Source organism: Candidatus Eisenbacteria bacterium (genome assembly GCA_005893275.1).
In the GTDB taxonomy this organism is placed as follows: domain Bacteria; phylum Eisenbacteria; class RBG-16-71-46; order SZUA-252; family SZUA-252; genus WS-7.
This window is the reverse complement of sequence record VBOW01000042.1, coordinates 1-12737: the sequence shown is the minus strand read 5'-3', so window position 1 is coordinate 12737 and position 12737 is coordinate 1. Positions and strand designations below refer to the sequence as shown.

Here is a 12737-nt window from a genome sequence, read left to right as displayed (position 1 = left end):
CAGCACTTAGCTCCTTTCCCGGCACGGAGGCGCCCATGTCCACCCTGGCACGAGTTCTCCTGGGTCTGGTCCTTCTCACAGCGCCCGCACAGGCCACTTTTTCGATCGTAGCCCGCGATCCTGAAACAGGAGATCTCGGGGTCGCGGTCCAGTCACATTATTTCTCGGTGGGTCCGATCGTTCCCTGGGCTGAGCCCGGTGTGGGGGCGGTCGCGACACAATCGCTCATCGAGGTGAGTTACGGCCCGAGGGGCCTTCAAATGATGAGCAGCGGGAAAGGCGCCAAGCAAACGCTGGAGGAGCTTCTCGCCCAGGACCCGAACCGGGAAGTCCGGCAGGTGGGCATGATCGATGCCCGAGGGGAGGTCGCGGCCCACACCGGCAAGCGGTGCATTCCCGCCGCCGGCGATCAGGTCGGCAATCAGTACTCCGTGCAGGCGAATCTGATGTCGAATGACCGCGTATGGCCCGCGATGGCCAAGGCGTACGAGAGCACCGAGGGAGACCTGGCGACGCGCCTCTTGGCCGCGCTCGACGCCGGACAGAAGGCGGGAGGCGATATTCGAGGGCAGCAGTCCGCGGCGATCGTGATCGTGAAGGGCAAACGCTCGAACAAACCATGGCAGGATCGCATCATGGACCTTCGGGTCGAGGATAACCCTCATCCCATAACGGAGCTTCGCCGGCTCGTCCAAGTCTGGCGCGCCTATAGAAACGTGGACCAAGGGGACGCATACACCACGGAGGGAAAGGTCGAGGAGGCGATGAAGGCCTACGCGGAAGGCGCACGCCTTGCGCCCGGGAACAATGAGATCCTCTTCTGGCAGGCAGCCTCCATGTGGCAGCTGGGGCGCGAAAAAGAGGCGACCCCTATTTTTCGCAAGGTCTTCGCCCGCGACCGCCGGTGGGTCGAGCTTGTGCCGCGGCTGGTTCCAGCCGGACTCCTGAAGGACGATCCGGCCTCCATCCAGCGTATCCAGGCCCTCGCCCCAGGGGGGCGGATGCGCCGGTAGGGGTGCCCCTCGGCTTGCATCGGAGCATCCAAACAAGGAGAATGCTCATGCCCACCATCGGAGGAATCGTATGACGGAGCGTACCGCTCCCCCTGCAGCGGAAGGGCACACGACCATCCCCTACATCCCCGGGCTCGCCGATGTTCCAGCGGCGCGCTCGAGCATCTGCTTCATCGATGGCGAGCAGGGGATTCTCGAATACCGCGGGTACCCCATCGAGATCCTGGCGGAGCGAAGCACGTTCGAGGAGACGACCTACCTTCTCCTCTGGGGCAAGCTTCCCAACAGGACGGAGCTGGAGAAATTCAGCCGCGACCTCGCGACGAACCGCGACGTCCGCTTCCGCCTGATCGATCTATTGAAATGCCTTCCGGACACGGGTCATCCGATGGAGGCGCTCCAAGCGGCCATCGCAGCGCTCGGGATGTTCTATCCGGACCGCGATCCGATGAATCCGACCGATCGCTACAACTCCACGGTCCGGATCATCGCGAAGGCGCCGACGCTGGTCGCGGCCTATCACCGCCTGAGCCACGGCAAGGAGTACATCCCGCCCAAGGAAGATCTGACCCACGCCGAGAACTTCCTCTACATGGTGCACGGTGAAATGCCGGAGGCGGATGTCGCGCGTGTCATGGATATCTGCTTCATCCTCCACGCGGAGCACTCGATGAACGCCTCGACCTTCGCGGGGCGCGTAACCGCATCCACACTGGCGGACCCCTATACCGTGGTGACCTCCGCCATCGGCGCTCTGACGGGCCCCCTGCACGGCGGCGCGAACGAGCAGGTCATCCACATGCTCCAGCAGATCGGAGATGTCGAAAAGGTCCGGCCCTACATCGAGGACCTGATCCAGCGCAAACAGAAGATCATGGGTGTCGGGCATCGCATCTACAAAGTGAAGGACCCGCGCGCGCTGGTGCTCCAAAAGCTCGCGGCGCAGATGATCGCGAAGCGAGGAGCCGACCCGCTCCTGGCCGTCGCCCAGGAAGTGGAGAAGGTCGTCGCGGAGCATCTCGCCGCGAAGAAGATCTATCCCAACGTCGATTTCTACTCGGGCGTCGTCTACGAGGCGATGGGAATGCCGTCGTCCCTCTTCACGCCTGTCTTCGCGATCGCGCGCATGGCTGGATGGCTCGCCCACTGGCTCGAGCAGCTGGAGGACAACCGCATCTATCGCCCGTCGCAGATCTACACCGGCACCCACGACGAGCGCTACATTCCCATCGAGGAGCGGGTGTAGCGGGGCGGATTTCCTCCCGCTGACGGCACGGCCTCCCTCGAGATGTGCACGCTGATCCTAGGCCTGGGCATTCTCGGCCCGGGATCCGTGCTTTTGGGGGCGAACCGCGACGAATCGCCGAAGCGGCCCTCGTCGGATCCCGGCGTTCTGGTGGAGGCGCCGCGCGTGGTCGGAGGCCGGGACCTCGTATCCGGCGGGACGTGGCTCGCCGTGCGGGAGGCGCGGTTCGTGACCGCGCTCATGAACCGGAGACCCGTTGCGGGTGACAAGCGGGATCCCGCGACGTTGCGATCGCGTGGGATGCTGTGCCTCGACGTCGCGGCCGGCAGGGATCCCGGGGGCGCAGGCTCCGCGGCCGCCGATTCGCATCTCGACCACGCCTTGCGGCTCGTGAAGCGCGATCCTTACGCTCCTTGCACATTGGTCGGCGTGGGCGTAGACGGTGAAGGTTGGGCCCTGCACGCGGGCCCAAGCGAACCCCTCGTTCATGCGATCCCCCGCGGCTGGCACGTGATCACGCACCGGGAGGTCGACGATCCGAGCGAGCCCAGGACGAAATGGCTCCTGGAGCAGATCGCGGAACGGCGCCCTTGGTCGGTGGATGAGGCGTTCGGATTGATCGCGGGCTACCTTCGCTCGCACGGCGAAGGCGGGACGCCGCCCGTGTGCCTTCATCGCGAGTTATTCCCCACCGTGTCGAGCAGCATGCTGGCGTTGGGGATGAGCGGCGGGCCGCGTTACCTCCACGCGCCCGGGCCGCCGTGTGTCACGGAATACCGCGATTACTCATCGCTGCTTCAGACGGGAGGAAACGCGCGTGACCGGTAAATTCGTCGTTCTGTCCTACTACGCCTATTTCGTCCTTTTCCTCCTGGTCGAATTCGTGTTCACCCGATTCCGGCTGGGCTCCGGGGGCAAGGGCGCTCGGGAGGAGCGGCTTTCCTTTCTCTTCTTCTTCGTCGCGCCCTTCGTGGGGATGTTTCTCTGGATGACCCTCCTCAGTCTGGACCGTATTCCGGCCAACCCGTCCTGGCCGCAGTGGGCTCTGGGTTACGCGATCGGTTTTTTGGGGTTCGCGATCCGGATCATCGCCAAGCGCACGCTGGGGAGGTTCTTCACCGTGCGCCTCCAGCTCGAGAAGGATCACGAGGTCGTGGATCAAGGAATCTACGGAGCCGTGCGCCATCCCCTTTATCTCGGCTTCATCCTGGAATGGGTGGCCCCGCCGCTGATCCTCGGCAGCCCCGCGGGATTTCTCTTCGTCACGCTCCCGATCGTGATCGGCGTCCTGCAACGGATCCCGCGCGAGGAGGCGCTGCTCCAGCTAGGGCTCGGCGAGAAGTACCGGGCGTATATGGGAAAGACGAAGAGGCTGATCCCGGGGGTGTGGTGAAGGCTATTATGGAGGGGCGCAATGACCGTCTCCGGAGTTCTTGAAATCCTCGAGCGGGGCGGCGGCTTTCTACGCGACCCCGCTCGCTCCTTCGCGCCAAGCCGGCAGGACGTCTTTGTCCCCGCGGCGCTCATCCAACGCTTCCAATTGATCTCCGGCGCCCTCGTTTCCGGCTCCGCCAGACCGGAGAGACAGGGCCTGCGGCTTGACAACGTCGAATTGATCTGTGGCCTGGAGCCGGAAGCCTTTCGCGAGCGCGCTTCGTTCACCAAGCTGACGGCCACGAATCCTGACCGGCGTTTTCGCCTGGGCACCGAGGGGAACGTGTCGACCCGCATCATCGATCTCTTCGCGCCCATCGGACGCGGCACGCGCGGGCTTATTGTCTCGCCCCCCAAGGCCGGCAAGACCCAGTTGCTGGAGGAGCTCGCCACCGCCATCCTCGCCGACGCGCCGGACACCAGCGTGATCGTCTTGCTCGTCGATGAGCGACCCGAGGAAGTGACCCACTTCCGGCGCAAGGTTTCGGCCGAGGTGCTCGCAAGCAGCAGTGATCAATCGCTGGAGGATCACGTCCAACTCGCGACCATGTGCATGGCGACAGTGCGCTGCGAGCTGATGTGCGGGCGCCACGTGGTAGTGCTCGTGGACAGCCTCACGCGCATGGGCCGCGCATTCAATTCGTATGGCTCCGACTCGGGACGCACCATGAGCGGCGGATTGGATTCTCGCGCGCTCGAGATTCCGCGCAAGTTCTTCGGAATGGCGCGAAACGTGGAGAATGGCGGATCGATCACGGTCCTCGCGACCGCATTGATTGAGACCGGCTCGCGCATGGACGATATGATTTTCGAGGAGTTCAAGGGGACTGGAAACAGCGAGATCGTTCTCGACCGCGCCCTTGCTGAGCAGCGGGTCTTCCCCGCCATCAGCATCGCCAAGAGCGGGACGCGGCGGGATGAGCTTCTCTACTCCAAGGCAGATATCGACGCGATCAACCGGCTCCGCCGACACGCCCTTGGGCTCCCGCCCAAGCAGGCCATCCTAGAGTTACGGAAAGCGCTGGAGCAGTGGCCGACCAACGAGGAACTGCTGAAGCACGTGGGGTGATGAGGCGGTTTCCTGCTCCTGATTGTCTTCCTCGGTATCCGGCCGTAAGCAGTCGCAACCGTGATGGCCGCGCGAATCCTCAGAGATCGCGGCGGGAACGGGTAGAGCCTCGGGGCGGCACCTCCCCGGGTCGCGCCTGCGCTGGTGGCACGTCTACCGGCGCGCCAGGGGAATTCGTCAGGTCCAGGTCGCTCCATTGTGCCCGATAGGGTCCGCCGGAGGTCGAAGGTCTGCCTTCTGTCGTGTCGTGGGGAGAATCGGGGCAATACTCCTAAGCGGCTCGCCGTGCCAGCGCTGGATTTCGCCCGTTAGCGACATTCGTCTTTCGTATGAAAGACGAGCCTTGCGGCTTGTAAAGGCATAGCATGGCACCCTGAGCGGCGCGGCATGGCGTGACGACCCGCGACTGGGAGTGACGAGCCGTTATGTCGTCCCGACTCAAGCTCATCTCAAACTCTCGCTCGCTCGCTTTCCCATTGGCATTGGATCGCTAGCTTTGGGCTGAGCCGTACTCCAACTGGGAGGATTCCATGCGTACCGTTCGAGCCTGGAAGCAAGGTCTTCTCTGCGTGACTCTTATCGCGGGATTTCCGCTCACGGCCAATGCGGCTGGAAAAGTCCAGGTTTATGGAGTGCGGATGACGCCAACCGGCCAGGACGCCAGTCGCTTCAGCCGCCCCTCGTGGGGTGGAGGCGTGGCTGTCATTGCTCCGCTCCGGCAGGTTCATAATCTCTTCGCCGGCACCCTAGGGTTCGACGTCGTGAATATGCTCAGCCAGACCACGGGGTTTCAGGACGAGCAGACCGGCCTGCGGGTCGAGCAGCAAACCAACCAAAACTATTATCGGATCTATCTCGGCGGACGAATAGGACCCCACGGTCGTGGCCTCGTTCGACCGCACGTCGGCACCAATATCGCGCTCGTCGTCTACAACATCAGCACCGACGTCGTAGTGCCCGATGACGCGAATCGCGAAAACGAAATCCGGCAGAATCTGCGGAGCCGGACGGAGACGGGATTTGGATGGGACCTCACGCTCGGAACCGACTTCAACATCCATAACACTGTGGCGCTGGAGGGTGGAGTGCGATTCCTCAAGACCTTCGGGGTGCCGCAACAGCTTGGCGCCGGCTCCATGAGAGTCGAGCCGGCCTACTTCCAGATTTATCTAGGCCTGGGGTTGGGATTCGGTGCCGCCAAACGGGTCGGTTGAGGTAGTCCGGCCGAACATTGGGGAGCTGTACGAAGGTATCGTCGACTTGGTGCGGTCAAGAATTAGACGGGCCATTCGGGTACGAGGCCTCAGATCGTGCGAACGGAAGAGGTCAAATCGGCGCTTGAGGAGGTGGCACCGCGGGAATAGGCTGGCGCACGAGTGCGGGCTGTTCCGCACCCTTCTCTCCGCGGCGAGAGGCGCCGCAGCGTCGTCCCGCCGCCTGCGCCGTAGCTGCCGGCGTCTGGACCAGTCGGGAGGTCCTATCATGCCTCGGCACCGAATACCTTTTCTCCTCGCGTTGGTCGTTCTCATCACTCCGTTTTCCGATGCGTTCGGGTTCGATGGCAACCGCGAGGGTTTCATTTTGGGTTTCGGAGGAGGCTACGGCCAGTTCTTTGCGATCTCGCAGGACGCGCCGGACGTGAGCGGACAGGGCGTGCTGACCGAGCTTGTCTTGGGGCATGGCGTCTCGGATCAATGGCTCGTGCACTACAGCGGACGACAGATCTGGGGGTCCAAGAACGGCATTCTCTACACCGCCGTCTTCCCGAGTCTCGCGGTGACTCATTTCAGCCGTTCGAAATCCCCATCGTTCTACCAAATGGGCAGCCTGCCGGCAACGGCACGTACGGGACGGCAGGACTCACTATGAAGGTCTTGGGGTACTAACGGGTGCTGCCAGCCCGCTGAGGGGAGCTTGGCCATGAGCAGAACGGAACCGGATTCGCGGGCCGTGGCGATTTCCCCTGCGCGAATCGCGTCGCATCGATTCACCGTCGCTCTCATCCTCGTCATCTGCTCCCTGACTCTGAGCTGCGCGTCCACGCATGGACAGCGCGGTCTCTATCTCGACATCATCCGGCCCGACCAGAGGCCACCATTGGTCGGTTCACGCGCCGCAGCCGACTCTCTCTTCGGTCCTGCCCAGGAAAGCGAGAAGGGGGACGGGATTGCCGAATCCCGGCGCGCCGGGCTCGAGGCGCTTGTCCAGCGATTCGCGCCCACGCTCGTCCTCTCCGGGGGGGATCACACGACCAGTCACGGACGGAAATACCAACTGATCCCGGTCCATCCCATGCTCTTCGCCGACACGCTCCGAGTCGACAGGGTCAGAGCGGCTCCGTACGAGTTCAAGGACTTCCTGGACATCCCGTTTCACGGTCTGAACACCGATTCCCTCTTGCATCTGACCGAGATGGGCGCGCGGTATGAGAGCGACCCGGACCTCCTCGAAGTCTGGTACTTCGATTTTCCGGGAGAAACCCCGCGGGAATGGTGGAGGGCGTATGCCCGGCTGCGCCAGGGCGCAGATAGTTCTGCGTGGCGTCAGCCGACCGTTTTCGCTCATCCATTTCTCGACGAGCGTAATCGACTGGCCATCCAGTATTGGTTCTTCTACCCGACGAATGATTACATCGGGAATCACGAGGGCGATTGGGAGCACGTCAACGTCGTGCTGACCCCCGATCGCGCGGGAATCGACGAGGTTCACTATTACTTCCACTTCCGAAGCGTGAACCTGCCCCAGGGAGAATACAGGCCCCAGATCGTCGACCGCACCCATCCAGTCGTTTACGACGGGGGCCGAGTGTATATGATCCTGGATTACCCGATCCGCATCCTCGCGGGCGACCGCAATTCGGGCTCGCACGGAAAATTTCCCTACCCAGGCGAATGGGAAGCGGTCGCCGGACTGGGGCACACCGAAAGCGTTTCGCGAGCGGACAAAGACTCCTTGAGGGTCGTCCCCCATGGTCTGTTCCGGGTTGTTTTGACCCCCGAACCGAGCCGTATCGATTACCAGCGACATCCCGAGGTGCTGCGCGAATGGGCGTGGCTTCTTCTACCCGTTCGCTGGGGATATCCCAGCGCTCCATCGGTCGGTTCCGAGGTCAAACTCGCAGACGTCGGGAATCGCGCCCCGTTCGGCCCAGCATTCAATGCAGGGTGGAACCGCACTGCACCGGGCTTGACGTACCCTGCATATCGGGTCAGGAGGATCCCCGTCCTGCGCTCATTCTTGGAAGATCTGTTTCAGCCTTGGTACTACCTCTACATATTCCGCCATCCCCGTTACGTTCATGACACCCGAGGTATTCTCGCGCGCCGGGAGCTGGAGCGGCTGGGGCTTGCTCCGCGCAGCGGATGGTCCGAGCGGGGCCTCGGTTCCCCCATCCTCGGCTCGAATGTGGCGTTTCCCGGTGGTCACTTCGCGGATCTGTATGACCGCTCCGTGGGGATCTCGGTCGTGCGCAATTTTTGGGGCAAGTTCCGCGTCGGAGGAATCGAGCTGGTGGGGGGGTACCAGAAATTCAAGCGGACGGAGGGAGCGGGGGGCGCCCTCTTCGTCTACCCGATCACCGCCAACTTCGCCCTGCGGGCACCCGAGGCCCTGTTCCGTCCCTATGCGACGATCGGAGGCGGCCCCTCGGGGTGGGAGTCGCGAGTGAGGGTGCCGGCGCAGCGAGACCAGCTGGTCTCCTCCGGTTGGGGGCTTGGCTGGACAGCGAGCGCGGGAGTTGAGTATTACCTCAGGCCCAGGCTGGCCCTCGATGTGAACTTCCGCTACTTCGACACCCCGGGTCCGGGCGGTGAAGCGAACCTGGCCGGTGACCGGCTGCGGTATGCAACGCTTTGGGTCGGGCACTACGTCCGATTTTAGGCCGGCCCCCCGCCAGAATCCGGCAAACGCATGGCAAAAAGACACGCTGGCCATTTTGTAACCTTTCTCCCGGTCGCTTTCCTCGCGGCCTGGCAGTGTGGAGCCGCGTACGGCACGAGACTTGGCTTCGCCCAAGCGCCGTCGGTGATGGATTCGACGGCGGCGGCAGCACCAGCACCGACCCTTCGTTCACACGGGACTCTCTCAAGAGTCATTCGGCCACCACTGGATCTCCTTGATCGACGCGGGTTCTTCTCCCGGGCTGGATTCACCCCGACCAAGAGGAAGCGCGCGTTCAGCGTCGGGCCCATCCCCCGTCTCGGAGCCCTTCCCGGCCTGGGCGCCGGACTCTCTGCATCGCGTGAGCCTTCGCTGGGCACACACCGCCGCGTCGAGGTACGTCTCTCGAGCACCCTGAGAGGCGGCCATTCCGTGTCCCTCGGCTCGAGGGTTGTGGCGGACGGGGACGCGGGCGCCGAGGTAACCGTAGGCTATCGAGTCGAGCCATACGTTCGCTACTTCGGGCTCGGACCCGCGAGCCGCAGAGAGAACGAGGCGTTCTACCGGGAGAAGACTGCTTGGCTCGGTATCTCTGCAAGCAAGGGGCTCGGATCGGTGACCAACGTGGTGGTCGACCTCGTCTTCAGTGGCGTGGAAACCGAAGATCCTGGAGCCCATGAATCCCCTTCCCTCGTTTCCCGGTTCTACGCGTCACTTCCCTCCGGGTACGACAGTCGTTCCGTGGGGACGGAGGTTGGTTTCTCCCTCGCGATCGGCCCGGAACAAGATGTAGGGCGATCCGCGCCGCCCGATCTGGTGCTCGCGCGGGCGGCCGTGCTCAAGAGCTTCATTGGGAACGAGGCCTCGTTTCTGAGCTCTCGCGTGGAGCTCCAAGGATCCCTGCGGCTCGGTGGGGACTCGGTCGGCTTCCTTGCCGTCCGCGGGCTTGTCCAGTATCTGGAACCCCTGGGATCCGACCCCCTGGCGTTTCAGAGGCTGCTGTCCAACAGTGGGCCAGACCTGTTGCGTGGCTATGCGGATCTTCGCTGGCGGGACCGAGGGATCGCGCTCGCCAACGTGGAATTCCACTGGGGAATCTGGGCGTCCTCTGACGTGCTGGGCCCCGCCCTCGATGCCTACCTCCTCACGGATGTCGGCCAAGTGTTCGGAGACCCGACGGCGGTCGCCCTGCGAAACGTCACTCTCTCGCATGGTGTGGGGCTCAGGCTCGCCAGCACTCGAGGGTTTGCGGGCGTGGTGGAGTTCGCCAGGAGCCGGGAGGGCTCGGTCGTCCGCATTCGGGTGAATCGGATGTTTCAAGGCTCTCGGCGCGAAACCTTCCGGGGAACAACCTCGGCGCCAGGAACGTAGGGCGCCGCGTCGCGCGAGCCCTAATTTCTAACGAATAAGCACGAGCTTCCTGGAGACCTTCTTTCCATCGTGGTTCCCAACCAACCAGTAAAGTCCGGAACTGACTTGGACGCCGCCCGACAAGCCGTCCCATGTGACACTATGCGGTCCCGCGCCCTGTATTGCATTGACCAGCGTACAGACCCGGCGCCCCTGGACGTCCACGATATCCAGGCGAACGGGACCGGGCCTTGCTAACTCGAAGGTCACGTTAACACGCGACCAGGCGGGATTCGGGATCACCGGTCCGAGTCGAATCCCGAACCCGGGAAAGTCAGCTGGGGATTCCTCTACACCGGTTCGAATTTCCTCGGCGGTCGACACCGTGTCGCTGATCGCGACTTCGTCGATGACCGCATCGAGATAGGAAGATCCTCCGTCAGCGCCAAGCTGCAGATCGGTGGCGTTAACCGACGGCGGAGGCACAGGCGCTGATACGGCCGTACGAAGGCTACCATCGACGTAGACCTTTATAGTGTCCGGCCCCCACGTGAATGCAACGTGGTGCCACTGGTTCGCGACCCAATCATTCACAAATAATCCCGCACCAAGTTCGGGGCCTCCGGCACCTCCATACCGATTCAAGATAATGCGCCAGAAGTTACCGCCATCCTTTCCGATCAGGATTCCACCCGCCGTGCCGAAGCGCAGAGCGAAATGGCCCTGTCCATCGTTCCCGTTCCAGCGAGGTTTGATCCAGAATCGGACGGTCCCCTGGGCGCCTTTGATGTTGCAGGCGGCTGCGTATTGGAGCTGATTCCCAGGTCCAAGGAAGACGCCGGAACCCAATGCGCCTGTCTCGTAGGCGATATTGGTTGCCGTGGTTGGCGCCTCCCCGCCCTCGGCGGTTGGATTTCCCTCGAATCGGAGACGCAGGTCCGCCGGGCCGATATTGAGCGTGCGTTGGAAAAAGGCTGAGTCCCTTTGGCCGGTGTAGAAAGCGACGTTTGCCTCCGTGATGTCCAGCCATGCGTAGTCCGTTCTTCCGTTCGCCTGAACCTCGAAATGGAGCGCACCATTATTCCCGAGCATATTCACATAGCCCCACGGATTCGCCCGCAGCGTGTCGCCGGCGTATGTGGGAGGCACGACCGTTGTGTCGATCTGGACGTTCGGAATCTCCCAATATCCCCGCGCATTTGTGAGACCGGAAGCTTTGACCTGGGCAGTGAGCACCTGACCGAGCCCCGGCCGATCGCAGTATTGGTAGAGCTTGACCGATGCGTTGACCAGCGGAGACCCATCGCACTTTCGAAACATCACGATGACTCGCCGAGGGATTTGGTAAAGATATTGCCCGAAGTAACCGTGAGCGACATCGAGCCAGTGCGTCATCGCAGTAGCGCTGGACGGCCCAATCAAGGGGCTAACATTGAACATGAGGTCGTTTGCGGGCGAATATTCAAGCCCAGAGACTTGGTTCCCGCTCGGGGCCACAGACATCTGGTAGATGTCGATCAGTCCCAGTTGGTGACCCATCTCATGCAGGTAGCCATAATCAACGTCATCGGCAGCGTTGTAGTACGCGGACGTCGCGCGGAAGTTGTCCTGGCCGACATGAAAACGGAAAGGAAACGAAGCAAAATTGATGCGCGCCACATTCGGGTCCGGATCCCCGTCGCGGACTTCTTCCAAGACATCGTAATGGATGCGCTTTGCGGTACCCCCGTTAGCGAATAGCTGATTGAGGCGCGCGGTGCTGCGATTGATCCAGTCAAAGAAGTCGTCAGTCGCTGCCAACGGGTAGAGCGGGGTCCAGGCGTCACGGAAATCCTCGATGTGCGAACGGTCAACATATGCAAGAAAGGCGACCGATTTCGTGTCGATGGATAGCGAGTTGTTTGTGGATCTTGCATCGGTGTCGAGCACCCGAAACTCGATTGCATGAGACAGGCCGTCCCAGCTAGTCACGAAGCTTGCGGTCCGGCGGTCCCCCGCCGCTAGCGGGCCCGCCAAGTTGGGGAACGCCATGCCCGCGCCGTCGACCAGCCACTCCCCGTGGATCGTTCCCGCCCAGGTGTTCGTGCCGCGATTCCGGACCGAGGCCAGATAGGTGACCGGGTCACCCAAATTCGGCCACCGCTGGGTCGATGGTGTCTGCCCGCCTCCGAGGCCCGTCGCCCTCACTACATTGTAGGGGCCAAAACCCGAGGGCTCCGTCATGGCGACCGTGGAATAGATCGGATCGAAGCGGGGAAATCGAGGCTGCCGGGAGATTGTCACAACTTGGAGATCCGTCTCGGAGCGGGGCCGTCGTGGCCCGACGCTCGAGATGTTCCCGCAATCCGGCCCTCCGCTCACTATGGAGGTGACCGCGTAATAGTAGGTGGTCCCATTCGTAGGTCCCGTGTCCACCCAGGTCGTGTCTGTTGGTGATGGGAATGTCGACACGGGAGTCAGGCCTACGACCGTGGAAAACGGCGTCGTAGAGCGATACACAGCATAATGGTCAAATCCAGGCGCCCCCTCGGGTCGCCACGAGAGCGAGACCGAGTTGTTGCCTGACACGGCAATCAGGCCCTGGACCGGGCAGGTCCCGGGGGTAGTAGGCAACAGCGGGGCGCGGGCCGGGTCGCGCGAGGATGGACGCGCAATGGAGGCGGAGGGGACGATACCGACAAAGAGGAGAACTCCGAGCACGCTCCGAACGGGCCTTTTCACGGCATGACCTCCACAGGGTCGACGA

The 12737-nt window shown here is 62.8% G+C and carries 10 protein-coding genes; 9 read left to right on the top strand and 1 reads right to left on the bottom strand.

Features of this window, described 5'->3' with window-relative positions; all coding sequences use genetic code 11:
* Positions 1 to 35 precede the first annotated feature (35 nt).
* The 9 genes from E6K76_08890 (at position 36) to E6K76_08850 (ending at position 10012) form a co-directional block, all read left to right on the top strand.
* Entirely contained in the window at positions 36 to 1013 is a 978-nt protein-coding gene (locus tag E6K76_08890) for a DUF1028 domain-containing protein (protein ID TMQ58017.1), read from the top strand.
* A 70-nt stretch (positions 1014 to 1083) separates the two neighbouring features.
* A complete protein-coding gene (locus E6K76_08885; GenBank protein TMQ58016.1) occupies positions 1084 to 2259 on the top strand; it encodes a citrate synthase in 1176 nt (391 codons plus the stop codon).
* A gap of 42 nt (positions 2260 to 2301) precedes the next feature.
* Positions 2302 to 3087, top strand: coding sequence for an NRDE family protein (locus E6K76_08880; GenBank protein TMQ58015.1), 786 nt, complete (start codon positions 2302 to 2304; stop codon positions 3085 to 3087).
* Entirely contained in the window at positions 3077 to 3652 is a 576-nt protein-coding gene (locus tag E6K76_08875) for an isoprenylcysteine carboxylmethyltransferase family protein (GenBank protein TMQ58014.1), read from the top strand. The genes E6K76_08880 and E6K76_08875 overlap by 11 nt, the downstream gene beginning before the upstream one ends.
* A 21-nt stretch (positions 3653 to 3673) precedes the next feature.
* The gene (locus E6K76_08870; GenBank protein ID TMQ58013.1) at positions 3674 to 4762 is read left to right on the top strand and encodes a transcription termination factor Rho; all 1089 of its coding nucleotides are present in this window, start codon (positions 3674 to 3676) and stop codon (positions 4760 to 4762) included.
* A gap of 530 nt (positions 4763 to 5292) precedes the next feature.
* Positions 5293 to 5976 (top strand): hypothetical protein, encoded by a 684-nt coding sequence (locus tag E6K76_08865; protein ID TMQ58012.1) that lies wholly within the window; start codon positions 5293 to 5295, stop codon positions 5974 to 5976.
* Positions 5977 to 6244: 268 nt separating this feature from the next.
* Complete coding sequence (locus E6K76_08860; protein ID TMQ58011.1) at positions 6245 to 6631, top strand: hypothetical protein; 387 nt, start codon at positions 6245 to 6247, stop codon at positions 6629 to 6631.
* A 51-nt stretch (positions 6632 to 6682) separates the two neighbouring features.
* Positions 6683 to 8641, top strand: coding sequence for a hypothetical protein (locus E6K76_08855; GenBank protein TMQ58010.1), 1959 nt, complete (start codon positions 6683 to 6685; stop codon positions 8639 to 8641).
* A 432-nt stretch (positions 8642 to 9073) separates the two neighbouring features.
* Complete coding sequence (locus E6K76_08850; GenBank protein TMQ58009.1) at positions 9074 to 10012, top strand: hypothetical protein; 939 nt, start codon at positions 9074 to 9076, stop codon at positions 10010 to 10012.
* Between the two features lie 27 nt (positions 10013 to 10039).
* Here E6K76_08850 and E6K76_08845 read toward each other — a convergent pair whose 3' ends face one another.
* Positions 10040 to 12274: a T9SS type A sorting domain-containing protein gene (locus E6K76_08845; protein ID TMQ58008.1), complete on the bottom strand. Its 2235-nt coding sequence runs from the start codon at positions 12272 to 12274 to the stop codon at positions 10040 to 10042.
* Positions 12275 to 12737 lie beyond the last annotated feature (463 nt).